Consider the following 15,704-nt stretch of genomic DNA (forward strand, 5'->3'; position numbering starts at 1 on the left):
ACAGTGCCGGGTCAAGTGTCCTGCGTATGGGGTCTAGGCGCGAGGGGCCCGGCGATCAAAGACACGTCCGTGGCGGACATGGGTGAGGATGGGAGGCATGCCGAACCGACTGGCCCATGAGACGTCCCCCTACCTCCTCCAGCACGCCGACAACCCGGTGGACTGGTGGCCCTGGTCGGCCGAGGCCTTCGAAGAGGCGCGGCGGCGCGGGGTGCCGGTGCTGCTCAGCGTCGGGTATTCGAGCTGCCACTGGTGCCATGTCCTCGCGAGCGAGAGTTTCGAGGACGAGGCGACAGCGGCGCTGATGAACGACAGCTTCGTCAATGTGAAGGTCGACCGCGAGGAGCGGCCCGACGTCGACGCCGTCTACATGGAGGCCGTTCAGGCGGCCACCGGGCACGGTGGCTGGCCCATGACCGTGTTTCTGACGCCGGACGCCGAGCCGTTCTACTTCGGTACGTACTTCCCGCCGGAGCCGAGGCACGGGATGCCGTCGTTCACGCAGGTGCTGCAAGGGGTGCGGGACGCGTGGACGGACCGGCGCGGGGAGGTCACCGAGGTCGCCGGGAAGATCACGCAGGATCTCGCGGGGCGGCAGCTCGGGCTCGGGGACACGGACGTGCCGGGGGAGGGCGAGCTGGCGCAGGCGTTGCTCGGGCTCACGCGGGAGTACGACGCCGCGCACGGCGGGTTCGGCGGGGCGCCCAAGTTCCCGCCGTCGATGGTGATCGAGTTCCTGCTGCGGCACCATGCCAGGACCGGTGCCGAGGGCGCGCTGCAGATGGCCGTCGACACGTGTGAGCACATGGCGCGCGGCGGGATCTACGACCAGCTCGGGGGCGGGTTCGCGCGGTACTCCGTGGACCGCGAGTTCGTCGTGCCGCACTTCGAGAAGATGCTGTACGACAACGCGCTGTTGTGCCGTGCTTACGCGCACGTGTGGAGGTCGACGGGTTCGGAGCCGGCCAAGCGCGTGGCGCTGGAGACCGCCGACTTCATGGTGCGGGAACTGCGGACGAACGAGGGCGGGTTCGCGTCCGCGCTCGATGCCGACAGCGAGGATCCGAGCAGCGGCGAGCACGTCGAAGGTGCCTACTACGTGTGGACTCCCGCGCAGTTGCGGGAGGTGCTGGGGGCCGAGGATGCGGATGTCGCCGCCCGGTACTTCGGCGTCACCGAGGAGGGGACCTTCGAGGAGGGCGCCTCGGTGCTGCAACTTCCGCAGTCCGACGAGGTGTTCGACGCGGCGCGGATCGCGTCCATTCGGCAGCGGCTGCGGGACGCGCGTGCCGAGCGGCCCGCTCCCGGGCGTGACGACAAGATCGTCGCCGCCTGGAACGGGCTCGCGATCGCCGCTCTCGCCGAGACCGGCGCCTACTTCGGCCGGCAGGACCTCGTGGACGCCGCCGTCGGCGCGGGGGATCTGCTCGTGCGGCTGCACATGGATCCCCTCGCGCGCATCTCCCGTACCAGCAAGGACGGGAAGGCCGGCGGCAACAGCGGAGTCCTTGAGGACTACGCCGATGTGGCCGAGGGGTTCCTCGCGCTGGCCTCCGTGACCGGTGAAGGAGTGTGGCTGGAGTTCGCCGGGTTCCTGCTCGATCACGTCCTCGACCGGTTCGTGGACCCGGAGAGCGGTGCTCTCTACGACACCGCCGTCGACGCCGAGCGGCTCATCCGGCGGCCGCAGGACCCCACCGACAATGCCACGCCGTCCGGCTGGACCGCCGCCGCCGGAGCACTGCTCTCGTACGCCGCCCACACCGGCAGCGAACCGCACCGCACGGCCGCCGAGAAGGCGCTCGGCGTCGTCAAGGCGCTCGGCCCGCGAGCCCCGCGCTTCATCGGCAACGGCCTGGCCGTCGCCGAGGCGCTGCTCGACGGGCCCCGCGAGATCGCCGTCGTCGGGGAGGTCGGCGGGCGCATGCACCACGCCGCGCTCACCGGGACCGCGCCCGGCGCCGTCGTCGCCGCGGGCCCCGAGGGATCTGGGAGCGGTGCCGAACTTCCGCTCCTTGCCGACCGGCCCCTCGTCGAGGACCGGGAGACCGCGTACGTGTGCCGCCACTTCGTGTGCGACGCGCCCGTGAACGACGTCGAGCGGCTCAGCGCCATGCTGAGCGGCCCCGTACAGCAGCAGTAGGCGCAGCCGCCGCCCGGTCCCCGAGCGGGCCGGGCGGCTACAGCCCGTGCTGCAGCGTGTCCAGCGCCCGCACCGACAGCTCCCGCAGGTCCGCGCCCTGGTCGCCGTGTTCGGCCCAGTACATCGTGGCCTCCATGAGGGCGCCGACCACCGACATCGCGTAGACCCGGACCTCCAGGTCCCCCGCGTCGCGGCCGGTGCGGTCGGCGAGGACGCGGCACACCATCTGGCCGGTGACGGACATCGACTCCATCATCCGGGAGCGCACCGCGGGCACCTCGACCTGGAGGCGGGTGCGCAACCGCGTGACCTCGGCGTCCTCGCTCGCCATGGCGCGCTGGAGGCTGTGGTCGATGACGTGGCGGAGGGAGTCGATGAGCGTTTCGTCGGCCGGCCGCGCCCGCAGCTCCCGCTCCAGGATCGGGTCGAACTCGTCGGTGAGGACGATGTCTTCCTTGGTCGGGAAGTAGCGGAACACGGTGGACGGCGACACCTCGGCGGCCTCGGCGATCTGCTCGACCGTCGTCGCGTCGTACCCCTGCTCCGCGATCAGGCGGTACGTCGCCTCGCGGATCGCCAGACGGGTCTTGAGCTTCTTGCGTTCCCTGAGTCCGAGTTTGGCTTCCGGGGTCTGTGCTGAGGCGGCCATGACCGTCATTGTCGGGTATCCGCGCTGATCGGGGCCACCTCGGTACCGGACGTGGCGCGCGGCGCCGCAGCTTCCGTCCCCGGCATGAACACCGCCGTGAGGACGGCCGCGACCAGCGCGGCGATGCCGATGACGGCGAGGGCGAGGTTCATGCCGTGCAGGTACGCGGCGTCGGCCGAGGCCGCGAGGGCGCGTTCGCCGAGCCGGTCGGCGACGACGTGCGCGCCGATCACCGAGTCCCGCGCCGTGTCCGCCGCCGCGCCGGACAGCCCGGCCGTGCTCAGCCGGCCCGTGTACGCGCCCGCGATGAGCGCGCCGAGCAGGGCGACGCCGAGCGCGCTGCCGGTCTGCCGCACCGTGCTGAGCAGCCCCGAGCCGCGGCCCGCCTGGTCCCTGGGAAGGGCGCCGAGCGCGCCGCCCATCGCGGGGATCATGGCGAAGGCGAACCCGAGCCCGGCGATCGTCAGCCACAGGGCCGTGAACCCGTACCCGGAGCCGGCGGTGGTGCGCGCGCCGAGGAAGGCGGCGAACGCGAGGACGACCAGCGCGACGCAGATCACCGCGCGGGCCCCGAACCGGACGACGAGCGGCTGCGCCAGCTTCGCGGCGAGCAGCATCCCGGCCATCAGCGGAATGACCCGGAGCCCGGTGCCGAGGGCGTCGGTCCCGAGCCTGGTCTGCAGGTACTGCGGCAGCACGAACATCAGGCCCGCGAGGACGAACATGCCGAGCGTCGCGACGAGCGTGTGGGTGAGGAAGCCGCGGTGGGCGAGGAGGGAGAGGTCGAGCATGGGGCGCGGGCTGCGGCGTTCGCGCAGGACGAGCGCGCCGAGCAGGGCGGCGGCCGCGGCGAAGCCGCCGAGGACGAGGGCGTCGGTCCAGCCCTTCGCGGGGCCCTCGATGATCGCGTAGATGAGGGTGCCGAGGCCGAGCGCGGTGAGCGCGGTCGGGACGAGGTCGACCTTCGGCGCGGCCGGGTCCTTGGTCTCCGGCAGCAGGAACAGGCAGGCGACGATGCCGATCGCGACCATCGGCACGTTGATCACGAAGACGGCGCCCCACCAGAAGTGGCCGAGCAGCCAGCCGCCGACGACCGGCCCGAGCGGCATGCCGAGCGCGGACGCCGCCGAGATCATGCCGATGGCCTTGGTCTGCTCGTCGCGCGGGAACAGCGAGGGCAGGACGGAGAAGGCGAGCGGCATCACGAATGCGCCGCCGACACCCATCAGGGCGCGGGCGACGATCACCCAGGTGACGTCGGAGGCGAGGGCACCGACGACGGACGCCGCGAGAAAGACACCGAGCCCGGCGACGAGCATGCGGCGCCGCCCGAAGCGGTCGCCGAGCAGGCCCGCGGGGAGCATCAGCGCCGCGAAGACGACGACGTACGCGTCCGCCATCCACTGCTGCTGACCGGTGGTGGCGCCGAGCCGCTCGGTGATCGTCGGGAGCGCCACGTTGAGGATCGTCATGTCGAAGCCGAGCACGAGCATGCTCGCGACCAGGGCCCCGAGGGCCCACCAGCGCCGGGGATCCAGGCGCGGCTCCACTTGCTGAGTGACAGTAGCCATGAAATGAGAGTAGCTCGCAGTTTGTAGTGTCTGTCAATCCATAGTTACTTTCGCCGAGGGCTCGGGAACGCGCCAAAAAGGGCCGCGGCTCGGCAGCCGCGGCCCTGTCGGAGCAGGTGGGAGCGTTTACGCGTGCTGGTACGCCACCAGCGAGATGCCGACGTAGTGCACGACGAACGCCGCCAGGGTCAGCGAGTGGAACACCTCGTGGAAGCCGAACCAGCGGGGCGAGGGGTTCGGCTTCTTGATGCCGTAGATGACGCCGCCCGCGCTGTAGAGCAGCCCGCCCACGATCACCAGGACGAGCACCGCGACGCCGCCCGCCTTCATGAAGTCGGGCAGGAAGAAGACCGCCGCCCAGCCCATCGCGATGTAGCACGGCGTATACAACCAGCGCGGGGCGCCGATCCAGAAGACGCGGAAGGCGATGCCCGCCGCGGCCGCCACCCAGATGCCCCACAGCAGGGCGTCGCCCTTGGAGTCGGGCAGCAGCAGCATGGTCAGCGGCGTGTACGTGCCCGCGATGATCAGGAAGATGTTGGCGTGGTCGAGGCGGCGCAGGACGCCGTCCGCGCGCGGACCCCAGTTGCCGCGGTGGTAGAGCGCGCTCACCCCGAACAGCAGGCAGGCCGTCAGGACGTAGATCCCGCAGGCGACACGGCCCCGCGTGGAGTCCGCCAGGGCCGTGAGGAAGAGGCCGGCGACCAGCACGGCGGGGAACATGCCCGCGTGCAGCCACCCGCGCAGTCTCGGCTTCAGCAAGGAAGGCTGCGCGACGGGGACTTCGGACTCTTCGGCGGTGACGCTCATGGCCCGCATCGTACCTACGCGACCGTAGGCAGTGGATATGGAGAGCCTCAGATCTCACCGGGGGTTAACCAGAAGTCCTGATCCATAAGCGTCCCGTGTCGACGGGGCCGAGTGGTGATGCTCACGTCGCTCAAGTGTGAGGCCCCCTGGACAGATGGGCGAAACGGGCCGATGATCATATGAGTGCGGTCGGCACCGGATGAGCGCTCACTGAAATCCAGCTCCTGGAGTCCAGTGGAACGGGAGGCGCGGCGTCCGGGTCGCGGCCCCCACGGGGCAACCAACACAACACCCTCATTTAGGAGCGATCGTGGCGCGCGACATCGCGGCTCCCGTTTCCCAGGTCCTGACCGTCCCGACCCCTGACCACCTCCCGACCGACCACCAGGGACTGATCTCGTGGGTCAACGAGATCGCCGAACTGACCCAGCCGGACAGCGTGGTCTGGTGCGACGGCTCCGAGGCCGAGTATGAGCGGCTGGCCGGAGAACTGGTCGCCAAGGGGACGTTCAAGAAGCTCGACCCGACGCTGCGCCCGAACTCCTACTACGCCGCCTCCGACCCGACCGATGTCGCGCGGGTCGAGGACCGGACGTTCATCTGCTCCGAGAAGGAGGAGGACGCGGGCCCGACCAACCACTGGAAGGCCCCCGCCGAGATGCGGGAGATCTTCCAGGGCAACGAGGGGAACGGCGGCATCTTCCGCGGCTCCATGCGCGGCCGCACGATGTACGTCGTCCCGTTCTGCATGGGCCCGCTCGGCTCGCCGCTGTCCGCGATCGGCGTCGAGATCACCGATTCGGCCTACGTCGCCGTCTCCATGCGCACGATGACCCGGATGGGCCGTCCGGTCCTGGACGAGCTCGGCAGCGACGGCTTCTTCGTCAAGGCCGTCCACACCCTCGGCGCCCCGCTGGAGCCGGGCCAGGAGGACGTGCCCTGGCCGTGCAACTCCACCAAGTACATCTCGCACTTCCCCGAGGACCGCGAGATCTGGTCCTACGGCTCCGGCTACGGCGGCAACGCCCTGCTCGGCAAGAAGTGCTACGCCCTGCGCATCGCCTCCGTCATGGCCCGTGACGAGGGCTGGCTCGCCGAGCACATGCTCATCCTGAAGCTGACCCCGCCGCAGGGGGAGGCGAAGTACGTCGCCGCCGCGTTCCCGTCCGCCTGCGGCAAGACCAACCTCGCCATGCTGGAGCCCACGATCTCCGGCTGGACCGTCGAGACGATCGGCGACGACATCGCCTGGATGCGGTTCGGCGAGGACGGCCGGCTCTACGCGATCAACCCCGAGGCCGGTTTCTTCGGCGTCGCGCCCGGCACGGGCGAGCACACCAACGCCAACGCGATGAAGACGCTGTGGGGCAACTCGGTCTTCACCAACGTCGCGCTGACCGACGAGGGCGACGTCTGGTGGGAGGGCATGACGGAGGAGACTCCGGCCCACCTCACGGACTGGAAGGGCAACGACTGGACGCCCGAGTCCGGCGTCCCCGCGGCCCACCCCAACGCCCGCTTCACCACCCCGGCCGCGCAGTGCCCGATCATCGCGCCCGAATGGGAGGACCCGAAGGGCGTACCGATCTCGGCGATCCTGTTCGGCGGGCGGCGCGCGTCCGCGGTGCCGCTGGTCACCGAGTCCTTCGACTGGAACCACGGCGTCTTCCTCGGCGCCAACGTGGCCTCCGAGAAGACCGCCGCCGCCGAGGGCAAGGTCGGCGAGCTGCGCCGCGACCCGTTCGCGATGCTGCCGTTCTGCGGCTACAACATGGGCGACTACATGGCCCACTGGGTGAAGGTGGCCAAGGACAAGGACGCCGCCAAACTCCCGAAGATCTACTACGTCAACTGGTTCCGCAAGGACGCGGAGGGCCGCTTCGTGTGGCCCGGCTTCGGCGAGAACAGCCGCGTCCTGAAGTGGATCGTCGACCGCCTCGACGGCCGGGCGGAAGGTGTCGAGACCCCGATCGGCATCCTTCCGGCCAAGGGCTCCCTGGACACGGACGGCCTCGATCTGGCCGACAAGGACCTGGAGTTCCTGCTCACCGTCGACAAGGAGGTCTGGCGCGACGAAGCTTCGCTGATTCCGGAGCACCTCAACACGTTCGGCGATCACACGCCGGCCGAGCTGTGGGACGAATACCGGAAGCTGGTGGAGCGACTCGGCTAGGCCGCACCTGGATCGGGCCCCCGCACAATGGCGTGCGGGGGCCCGATCAACCCCGCCAGGGGCGCGGGGAACTGCGCGCTCAGCCACGAACAAGCCGCGGACGCGTCTGCTCGGTACATGAGCAGACGCGTCCGCGGCTTTTCGACGGTTGCGCGCGCAGTTCCCCGCGCCCCTTAGGCGGCTACCAAGCGGCCGGCGTTGGCGTGGTACTCCATGCGCTGCGCGGCCAGAATCGCCGCGCTGGTGTCCGCCCGGGACGCCGCAACGACCAGCGCCCGCCCGGCAAGGGCATGCGCCCGCTGGTGCAGAGCCGCGACATGCGGCTCATGCACGGCGGCGGCCACGGACGACCGCACGGGCGGCTGCCCGCCCCGCAGACGAGCGACCTGCGCGGCGAGCGCGGTCGCGGCGGCATCCAGCTCCGGGTCCCCGGCGGCCAGCCGGATCTCGTCGGTCAGGGCGAGGAGCGCCGACAGGTGCCCGGCGAGCTGGATGTCCAGCTCCTCCTCGCGGGAGCGGTGCGGGAAATCGCTGTCGGCCGCCATCGTGTGGACCGACTTGGTGCGGATCGGCTCGTACATGGAAGGCCTCCAGGCAACGGCAACGGACAGGTCGTTTATTGGCCTCCATCGTACCTTAGATTCTGTCTAACTTAGAACCGGTCCAAAGAAGCGGCTCTCCCGGAGAGCGTCACGGCTGCGCGTATCCGTCCAGGAAGTTCCCGATCCGGGTCATCGCCTCCGTCAGCTGCCGCGTGGAGGGCAGCGTCACCACGCGGAAGTGATCCGGCTCCGGCCAGTTGAACCCCGTGCCCTGCACGACCATGATCTTCTCGGCGCGCAGCAGGTCGAGCACCATCCGGCGGTCGTCCTTGATCTTGAAGACCTTGGGGTCGAGGCGCGGGAAGAGATAGAGCGCGCCCTTGGGCCTGACGCACGTGACGCCCGGGATCTGGGTGAGCAGGTCGTAGGCGACGTCGCTCTGTTCCTTCAGGCGACCGCCCGGAAGGACCAGGTCCTTGATCGTCTGGCGTCCGCTGAGCGCCGCGACGACACCGTGCTGCCCCGGCATGTTGGCGCACAGCCGCATGTTCGCCAGGATCGTCAGGCCCTCGATGTACGAGGCCGCGTGCGCGCGCGGACCGGAGATCGCCATCCAGCCGACCCGGTAACCGGCCACCCGGTACGCCTTCGACATGCCGTTGAAGGTGAGGGTGAGCAGGTCGGGGGCGATGGCGGCGGTCGGGGTGTGGGTGGCGCCGTCGTAGAGGATCTTGTCGTAGATCTCGTCGGAGCAGACGAGGAGGTTGTGGCGGCGGGCGATGTCGGTGAGGCCGCGCAGCATCTCGTCGCTGTAGACGGCGCCCGTCGGGTTGTTCGGGTTGATGATGACGATCGCCTTGGTGCGGTCGGTCACCTTGCGCTCGACGTCGGCGAGGTCCGGCATCCAGTCGGACTGCTCGTCGCAGCGGTAGTGCACGGCGGTGCCGCCGGAGAGTGAGACGGCGGCGGTCCACAGGGGGTAGTCGGGGGCGGGGACGAGGACCTCGTCACCGTCGTCGAGCAGGCCCTGCATCGCCATGACGATCAGCTCGGAGACGCCGTTGCCGATGTAGACGTGCTCGACGTCCGTCTCCACGCCGAGGGTCTGGTAGTGCATCATCACCGCGCGGCGGGCGGCGAGCAGCCCCTTCGCGTCGCCGTAGCCGTGGGCGTCGCCGAGGTTGCGGAGCATGTCCTCCAGGATCTCCGGCGGGCACTCGAACCCGAACGCCGCCGGGTTGCCCGTGTTCAGCTTCAGGATCCGGTGGCCCGCCGCTTCCAGCCGCATCGCCTCCTCGAGCACCGGGCCCCGGATCTCGTAGCAGACGTTGGCGAGCTTGGTCGACTGGATGAGCTGCATGCTCCGACTTTACGGCCGGGTAACGGGGCGGCGCGCTCTGTTCTGACGGGTGAGATCGGCCACTGGGGCCGCGGCGGATGGCGTGTTCGAGCGTTTGTTCTATTCATTCGGTACGGTGGAGGACATGCTTCAGGGATCCCTCTTCGACCAGGCCGAGGAGACCGCGCTCGGTGACCTCACCGGCCTGCGGCGCACCGTGCTCGGGGCCGGGGCCTGGATCGACGTCCTGCCGGGCTGGCTCAGCGGCGCCGACGCCCTGTTCGAACACCTCGCGTCCGGCGTCCCCTGGAAGGCCGAACGCCGCCAGATGTACGAGCGGGTCGTCGACGTGCCCCGGCTCCTCAAGTTCTACGGGGCGGCCGAGCCGCTCCCGCACCCGGTGCTCGACACCGCCCGCGACGCCCTCTCCGCGCACTACGCCGAGGAGCTGGGGGAGCCGTTCACCACGGCCGGGCTCTGCTTCTACCGCGACGGACGCGACAGCGTCGCCTGGCACGGGGACCGGATCGGGCGCGGCGACCGCGAGGACACCATGGTCGCCATCGTCTCGGTCGGGGCGCCGCGTGACCTGGTGCTGCGTCCGCTCGGCGGGGGCGCGCCGACCGTGCGCAGGCCTCTCGGGCACGGCGACCTCATCGTGATGGGCGGCTCCTGCCAGCGGACCTGGGAGCACGCCATCCCCAAGTCGGCGCGGGCGACCGGGCCCCGGATCAGCATTCAGTTCCGGCCGCACGGCGTGCGGTGACGCTGGCCGCTGATTGGATTGGCGGGTGGGGGCAGGCCGGGGCGGGGGCACGGGTGGCGGCGTCGGGTGCGGGTCTCGTCGTGGCTGGGCGCGCAGTTCCCCGCGCCCCTGAAGTGCGCACTTCGTGCGGCATTTCAGGGGCGCGGTGATCAAGCGCTGCGGCGGATCGAGCGGCCCGCCAGGACGTTTGTGCGGCGGCCGTCCTCGATCACGAACTGGCCGTCGATCAGGACGTGCGGGATGCCCACCGGCAGCGTGCGCGGCGCCTCGAACGTCGAGCCCGCCGCCACCGTCTCCGGGTCGAACAGGACCAGGTCGGCGCGGTAGCCCTCGCGGACCAGGCCCCGGTCGGGCAGGCGCAGGCGCGCGGCAGGGCGGGACGTGAGGTGCGCGACCGTCTCCTCCAGTGACATGACGCCCAGGTCGCGGGCGTAGTGGCCGAGGTAGTGCGGGAACGTGCCGTACGCGCGCGGGTGCGGCTTCGCGCCCTGGAGGATGCCGTCGCTGCCGCCCGTGTGGACGGGGTGCTGCATGATCGCCCGGACGTTGTCCTCGTGCCCGACGTGCTGAAGGATCGTGGAACCCAGCTTGTCCTCGACGAGGAGGCGGCGGGCGGTGGTCCAGGGGGCCTCGCCGCTCTCGGCGGCAGCGGCGGCGACGGTCTTGCCGACGTACGCGGTGAGCGCCGGGTCGGAGACGCCCGAGATCTCGATGGTCTCCCACTCCATCGGCACGCCGTGACAGCCGTCGGAGCCGATCTCCTCGACGTGGTGGCGGATGCGTTCGGCGGTGGCGTCGTCCAGGAGGCGGGCGAGGGTGGCGTCGGGGCCGCCCTCGTTGGCCCAGCTCGGCAGCATGGCGACGAGCGTCGTCGCGCCCGGGGTGTACGGGTAGGTGTCCAGGCTGATGTCGGCGCCGCCCGCGATCGCGTCGTCAAGGAGGGCGAGCAGGTCGACGCCCTTGCCCTTGTTCAGGCCGAAGTTCATGGTGGCGTGCGCCAGGTGCAGCGAGCAGTCCGCGGTGCGCGTCAGCTCGACCATCTCCCGGTACGCGTCCAGGGCGCCGGCCCCGTAGCTGCGGTGGTGGGGGCAGTAGTAGCCGTCGTACTCGGCGACGACCCGGCACAGCTCGGTCAGCTCGGCGTCCTTGGCGTACATGCCGGGGGTGTAGGTCAGCCCGGACGACATGCCGACGGCGCCCTGCGCCATGCCCTCGGCGACGAGCTGCTTCATGCGGTCCAGCTCGGCGGGGGTGGCATCGCGGTCCTCCCAGCCGACCGCGTACATCCGCACCGTGCCCTGGGGGATGAGGTAGGCGGCGTTCACCGCGATGCCCCGGTCCAGGCGGTCCAGGTACTCGCCGACCGTGCGCCAGTCGAAGTCGACGGACGTGTCCCCGGGCGCACCGCCGTTCCAGCCGGTGATCGCGCGGCGGACCTCGGCGAGGGTGCGGTCGTCGACCGGGGCGTAGGAGAGGCCGTCCTGGCCGAGGACCTCCAGGGTGACGCCCTGGGCGGCCTTCGCGCTGTGGTCCGGGTCGCGGAGGAGGGCGAGGTCGCTGTGCGCGTGCATGTCGATGAAGCCGGGGGAGAGGGCGAGGCCGGCGCCGTCGAGTGTGCGGGGCGCTGTGGGGCGCGGGCCCTCGCCCTCCTTGACGATCTCCGCGATCCTGCCGGTGCTGTCGATCGCGACGTCGGCGCGGTACGAGGCACCTCCGGTGCCGTCGATCACACGCACGTCCTTGATGACCAGGTCCATCTTCGACTGCCTCTTTCGTCATGGCTGAGCTGACTACGGATACCCACCCGCACCACCCGTGCACATTTCGTCGCCGAGTGCGGGTGGCCCCGCGGTGCTGCCCCACCGTCGGCGGCCACCGCTCTGTCGCCGGTGAGACGCGCCCCGCCAGGGGCGCGGGGAACTGCGCGAGCAACCGCCCACGGCCCGCGGCCGACGACGGGAGTCGCTCGCGCAAGCTGCCTAGAAGAACGTGCGGACGTAGTCCACGACCGTCCCGTCCCCCTCCACCACAGGGATCAACTGCCACTTGTCGAACGAGGTGCAGGGGTGCGAGAGGCCCATGCCGAGCCAGTCCCCGACCTCGACCCCGGTCGCGCCCGGCTCCGTACGAACCCACCCGTGCTGATCCGAAAGCCCCGTCACCACGACCCCGGCGGCCTCGCGCACAGCCCCCGTACGCGCGTCCCGCACGACCTGCACCTCGGGCAGGTCGATGTCGTAGGCGGCGTCCCGCTTGCCCGCGTTGGTGAACGCCTGCTCGGGCGCGGGCCGCGACACGACCTGCGCCCACAGCCGGAAGGCGGGATGCAGCGCCCCCTCCTCGGGGACCCGGTTGAACGGGGTCATGTGCCGGTAGTGACCGTCGTCATGGGAGACGTACGCACCGGAGCGGAGCAGCTTCAGCACAGGCGCGCCCAGCCCCGGAATCTCCGCGAACACATCGGCCACCGCATCGAACCAGGCGGAGCCCCCCGCACTGACCACGATCTCGTCGAGCCCCGCGAACCGCCCGGCCGAGTCGAACTCCACGGCCAGCGCGACAAGCCGCCGCAGCCACTCCCGCACCCGCTCACCGTCGGCCTGCGGCACCTCGCCCTCGTATCCGGCGACCCCGACGAGCCGCAGCGTCGAGGCCCCGGCCACCGCGTCGGCGACCGCCCCGCACTCGGCCTCGGTCCGGGCCCCGGTCCGCGCCCCGTCCCCCGCGCCCAGCTCGACCACGACATCGACGGGACGCCCGGCGCCCGCCGCACGCAGCGCCGCGTCCATCAGCTCCACGCCCCGTACGGAGTCCACGTAGCAGATGAACCGGAAGGACGGGTCGGAGTCCAGCTCACCCGCGAGCCAGCGCAGCGCCGCCGCGTCGACCAGCTCGTTCGCGAGGAAGATCCGCTCCACGCCGAACTCCCGAGCCACGCGCACCTGGTGCGGGACGGCGAGTGTGATCCCCCACGCCCCGTGCTGGATCTGCCGAGCGAAAAGCTGTGGCGCCATCGACGTCTTGCCGTGCGGCGCGAACGTGAGCCCGTGCCGGGTGGCGTACGTCTCCATCAGCGCGAGGTTGTGCTCCAGGCGCTCGGCGGAGAGGGCGAGGACGGGGGTGGTGAAACCGTCCGTGAAGAGGTTGAGGCGCCGCTCGGCCAGTTCGGCGACGGTCAGGCCCTCGGCCTGGGGCGGCAGCCCCTTGAACCGGAAGTCGACGCGCTCGCGCGCCAGCTCCTCAAGACGTGTCGCTCCGCGTTCGGCTGCGTCGTCGGCGCTGACGGCATTCTTGGCGGTCACGGTTGCCCCTTCCAGGCGAGGTAGTTGCAATATGTGCAACGCCCATTGCGTATGTCGCTCACTGCTGTCTAACATCCGAGCCAACGCCGGGTCAACGGAGCTGTTGGCCCCCACGCCGTGAGGAGACCGACCCCCGTGACCGTCACCGGACCCGCAGCCCCGCACGGCGCAGCCGCCGTCGTCGTGCCCGACGTCGTCGCGCTCGGCGAGTCCATGGTCACCTTCGTCCCCTCGGTCCCCGGGCGCCTCGCCGACGTGCCGTCCTTCGAGCGCGGCATCGGCGGCGCCGAGTCCAACCTGGCCTGCGTCCTCGCCGCGGGCGGCCACCGCGCCCGCTGGGTCAGCCGCGTCGGCGCCGACGGCTTCGGCGACCATCTGATCGAGGCGATCGGCGCGTACGGCGTCGACGTGGAGCACGTACGCCGCGACCCCGCCCGCCCCACCGGCATCTACTTCCGCACCGCCGGGGACCGCGCCACCGACGCCCACGAGGTCGCCTACTACCGCGCCGGTTCCGCCGCCTCCGCGATGTCCCCGGCCACGATGGACCCGGAGACGCTCCGCGCGGGCCGCATCCTCCACCTCTCCGGCATCACCGCCGCGCTCTCCGAGGACTGCCTGACCCTGCTCCGTACGCTTATGCGGGATTCCGGCGGCGTGAGCAGCCCGCTCGTCTCCTTCGACGTCAACCACCGCCCCGGCCTCTGGGCCGACGCGCGCGACGCCCGCGTCCTCCTCGACCTCGCCCGCCACGCGGACCTCGTCTTCGTCGGCGAGGACGAGGCCGAGGACGCGTTCGGGATCACCGGCGGCCCCGACGCCGTACGCGCCGCCCTGCCGGAGCCGGACCTCCTCGTCGTGAAGCGCGGCGCCGACGGCGCGGTCGCCTACGACCGCGACGGCGGGCGCCACTTCGAACCCGCCCCGCGCGTCGACGTCGTCGCCGCCGTCGGCGCGGGCGACGCCTTCGCCGCCGGGTTCCTCTCCGCGACCCTGCGCGGCCTGCCCGTCGCCGGCCGGCTGCGCCACGGCCACCTGTGGGCCGCCGCCGCCCTCACCGTCCCCGGCGACCTCGCCGCGCCGCCGCACCGCGACCACGCCGACCGCCTGGTCGCCCTCGACGCCGCCGCGTGGGGGACACTGCACCTCGGCCCCGGGTGGACGACCGCCCCCGACGAGGCCGCCGAGGAGGTACGTACGCCATGAGCCAGACCGTCGACCGCGCGCTCAGCATCCTGCCGCTGCTCGCCGAGGGACCAGCCGACCTCGGCCAGGTGGCCGACCGCCTCGGGGTGCACAAGAGCACCGCTCTCCGCCTGCTCCGCACCCTGCACGAGCACGGCCTCGTGCACCGCCAGGCCGACCAGCGCTACCGGCTCGGCGCCCGCCTCTTCGCGCTCGCCCAGGAAGCCGTCGAGAACCTCGACGTCCGCGAGATCGCCCACCCCCACCTCGTGGCCCTCAACGAGAAGTGCGGCCACACCGTGCACCTCGCGGTCTACGAGGAGGACGAGGTCCTCTACATCGACAAGGTCGAGAGCCGCTACCCCGTGCGCATGTACTCACGCATCGGCAAGCCGGTCGCGATCACGGTCGCCGCCGTCGCGAAACTGCTGCTCGCCGACCTCTCCGAGCCCGAGCGCCGCGCTGTGGCCGACAAGCTCGACTACCCCATGTACACGTCCCGTTCGACCCCCAACGCCGCCGCGTTCCTGCGCGAGCTGGAGAAGGTGGGCGAACAGGGCTGGGCCACCGACCTCGGTGGCCACGAGGAGTCCATCAACTGCGTCGGGGCCCCGGTCCGCGGCGCCGACGGCCGTGTCGTCGCCGCCATGTCGGTCTCCGCGCCGAACGTCGTCGTCACCGCCGAGGAACTCCTCACCCTGCTCCCGCTGGTGCGCCGCACGGCGGAAGCCATCAGCCGGGACTACTCAGGAACCGGTCCCGGCCCGGGTTCCGGCAACACCCCCACGAAGGAAGCAAGTTCACGATGACCGAGAAGACGGCTCTCACCCCCGCCACGCACACCACGCCGCCCGCGAAGTTCTCGCACGGCGTCAAGAAGGGCAACATCCTCCAGGTCGCCGGCCAGGTCGGCTTCCTCCCCGCCGAGGAGGGCAAGGCCCCGACCCCGGCGGGCCCGACCCTGCGCGAGCAGACCCTGCAGACGTTCGCCAATGTCAAGGCGATCCTCGAAGAGGGCGGCGCGACCTGGGACGACGTCATGATGATGCGCGTCTACCTCACGGACGTCGACCACTTCGCCGAGATGAACCAGATTTACAACGAGTACTTCGAGGAGCAGGGCCTCAAGGCCCCCGCCGCCGCCCGCACCACGGTCTACGTCGGCCTCCCGAAGGGCCTCCTCATCGAGATCGACGCGCTCGCAGTCCTGGGCTGAGCCCGCCC

General features: G+C 71.2%; 13 protein-coding genes. 6 read left to right on the forward strand and 7 right to left on the reverse strand.

The genetic code is table 11. From position 1 onward, the window contains the following. Positions 1 to 97: 97 nt before the first annotated feature. Positions 98 to 2,143: a thioredoxin domain-containing protein gene (locus tag N5I75_RS23370; RefSeq protein WP_476680211.1), complete on the forward strand. Its 2,046-nt coding sequence runs from the start codon at positions 98 to 100 to the stop codon at positions 2,141 to 2,143. 37 nt (positions 2,144 to 2,180) lie between these two features. Here N5I75_RS23370 and N5I75_RS23375 read toward each other — a convergent pair whose 3' ends face one another. The 3 genes from N5I75_RS23375 to trhA form a co-directional block, all read right to left on the reverse strand. Then, positions 2,181 to 2,792, reverse strand: a complete 612-nt coding sequence (locus N5I75_RS23375; RefSeq protein ID WP_476680213.1) for a TetR/AcrR family transcriptional regulator — start codon at positions 2,790 to 2,792, stop codon at positions 2,181 to 2,183. 5 nt (positions 2,793 to 2,797) lie between these two features. Continuing rightward, on the reverse strand, positions 2,798 to 4,363 hold the full coding sequence (locus N5I75_RS23380; protein ID WP_476680215.1) for an MFS transporter: 1,566 nt from the start codon (positions 4,361 to 4,363) through the stop codon (positions 2,798 to 2,800). Positions 4,364 to 4,489: 126 nt separating this feature from the next. Beyond that, positions 4,490 to 5,173, reverse strand: a complete 684-nt coding sequence (trhA, locus tag N5I75_RS23385; protein ID WP_476680217.1) for a PAQR family membrane homeostasis protein TrhA — start codon at positions 5,171 to 5,173, stop codon at positions 4,490 to 4,492. A gap of 310 nt (positions 5,174 to 5,483) precedes the next feature. Between trhA and N5I75_RS23390 the strand changes: the two genes are divergently transcribed. After that, the gene (locus N5I75_RS23390; protein ID WP_476680219.1) at positions 5,484 to 7,346 is read left to right on the forward strand and encodes a phosphoenolpyruvate carboxykinase (GTP); all 1,863 of its coding nucleotides are present in this window, start codon (positions 5,484 to 5,486) and stop codon (positions 7,344 to 7,346) included. Between the two features lie 173 nt (positions 7,347 to 7,519). On the opposite strand, the gene N5I75_RS23395 is transcribed toward N5I75_RS23390, so the two are convergent. Together N5I75_RS23395 and N5I75_RS23400 are read right to left on the reverse strand one after the other, a co-directional pair. Next, positions 7,520 to 7,927 (reverse strand): SCO4983 family protein, encoded by a 408-nt coding sequence (locus N5I75_RS23395; protein WP_476680221.1) that lies wholly within the window; start codon positions 7,925 to 7,927, stop codon positions 7,520 to 7,522. Between the two features lie 109 nt (positions 7,928 to 8,036). Next, the gene (locus N5I75_RS23400) at positions 8,037 to 9,248 is read right to left on the reverse strand and encodes a pyridoxal phosphate-dependent aminotransferase (RefSeq protein WP_476680223.1); all 1,212 of its coding nucleotides are present in this window, start codon (positions 9,246 to 9,248) and stop codon (positions 8,037 to 8,039) included. Between the two features lie 124 nt (positions 9,249 to 9,372). Here N5I75_RS23400 and N5I75_RS23405 point away from each other — a divergent pair, with 124 nt between their 5' ends. After that, a complete protein-coding gene (locus N5I75_RS23405; protein WP_476680224.1) occupies positions 9,373 to 9,993 on the forward strand; it encodes an alpha-ketoglutarate-dependent dioxygenase AlkB in 621 nt (206 codons plus the stop codon). A gap of 149 nt (positions 9,994 to 10,142) precedes the next feature. Here N5I75_RS23405 and N5I75_RS23410 read toward each other — a convergent pair whose 3' ends face one another. Together N5I75_RS23410 and N5I75_RS23415 are read right to left on the reverse strand one after the other, a co-directional pair. Beyond that, positions 10,143 to 11,750: an N-acyl-D-amino-acid deacylase family protein gene (locus N5I75_RS23410; protein ID WP_476680226.1), complete on the reverse strand. Its 1,608-nt coding sequence runs from the start codon at positions 11,748 to 11,750 to the stop codon at positions 10,143 to 10,145. Between the two features lie 222 nt (positions 11,751 to 11,972). Continuing rightward, positions 11,973 to 13,229 (reverse strand): alanine racemase, encoded by a 1,257-nt coding sequence (locus N5I75_RS23415; RefSeq protein WP_476680473.1) that lies wholly within the window; start codon positions 13,227 to 13,229, stop codon positions 11,973 to 11,975. A gap of 201 nt (positions 13,230 to 13,430) precedes the next feature. On the opposite strand from N5I75_RS23415, the gene N5I75_RS23420 reads away from it, so the two are divergent. The 3 genes from N5I75_RS23420 to N5I75_RS23430 are packed head-to-tail and all read left to right on the forward strand — an operon-like array spanning position 13,431 to position 15,696. Next, positions 13,431 to 14,501 (forward strand): sugar kinase, encoded by a 1,071-nt coding sequence (locus N5I75_RS23420; protein WP_476680228.1) that lies wholly within the window; start codon positions 13,431 to 13,433, stop codon positions 14,499 to 14,501. Further along, the gene (locus tag N5I75_RS23425; protein WP_476680230.1) at positions 14,498 to 15,289 is read left to right on the forward strand and encodes an IclR family transcriptional regulator; all 792 of its coding nucleotides are present in this window, start codon (positions 14,498 to 14,500) and stop codon (positions 15,287 to 15,289) included. The genes N5I75_RS23420 and N5I75_RS23425 overlap by 4 nt, the downstream gene beginning before the upstream one ends. Beyond that, a complete protein-coding gene (locus N5I75_RS23430; protein WP_476680232.1) occupies positions 15,286 to 15,696 on the forward strand; it encodes a RidA family protein in 411 nt (136 codons plus the stop codon). The genes N5I75_RS23425 and N5I75_RS23430 overlap by 4 nt, the downstream gene beginning before the upstream one ends. Positions 15,697 to 15,704: the final 8 nt, after the last annotated feature.

Source organism: Streptomyces sp. R818, from assembly GCF_056172735.1.

What these genes read in the sequence shown, in the direction of transcription:
- N5I75_RS23370 (WP_476680211.1), top strand. Translation starts at nt 98, where the DNA reads ATGCCGAACCGACTGGCCCATGAGACGTCCCCCTACCTCCTCCAGCAC.
- N5I75_RS23375 (WP_476680213.1), bottom strand. Translation starts at nt 2,792, where the DNA reads ATGGCCGCCTCAGCACAGACCCCGGAAGCCAAACTCGGACTCAGGGAA.
- N5I75_RS23380 (WP_476680215.1), bottom strand. Translation starts at nt 4,363, where the DNA reads ATGGCTACTGTCACTCAGCAAGTGGAGCCGCGCCTGGATCCCCGGCGC.
- trhA (WP_476680217.1), bottom strand. Translation starts at nt 5,173, where the DNA reads ATGAGCGTCACCGCCGAAGAGTCCGAAGTCCCCGTCGCGCAGCCTTCC.
- N5I75_RS23395 (WP_476680221.1), bottom strand. Translation starts at nt 7,927, where the DNA reads ATGTACGAGCCGATCCGCACCAAGTCGGTCCACACGATGGCGGCCGAC.
- N5I75_RS23400 (WP_476680223.1), bottom strand. Translation starts at nt 9,248, where the DNA reads ATGCAGCTCATCCAGTCGACCAAGCTCGCCAACGTCTGCTACGAGATC.
- N5I75_RS23405 (WP_476680224.1), top strand. Translation starts at nt 9,373, where the DNA reads ATGCTTCAGGGATCCCTCTTCGACCAGGCCGAGGAGACCGCGCTCGGT.
- N5I75_RS23410 (WP_476680226.1), bottom strand. Translation starts at nt 11,750, where the DNA reads ATGGACCTGGTCATCAAGGACGTGCGTGTGATCGACGGCACCGGAGGT.
- N5I75_RS23425 (WP_476680230.1), top strand. Translation starts at nt 14,498, where the DNA reads ATGAGCCAGACCGTCGACCGCGCGCTCAGCATCCTGCCGCTGCTCGCC.
- N5I75_RS23430 (WP_476680232.1), top strand. Translation starts at nt 15,286, where the DNA reads ATGACCGAGAAGACGGCTCTCACCCCCGCCACGCACACCACGCCGCCC.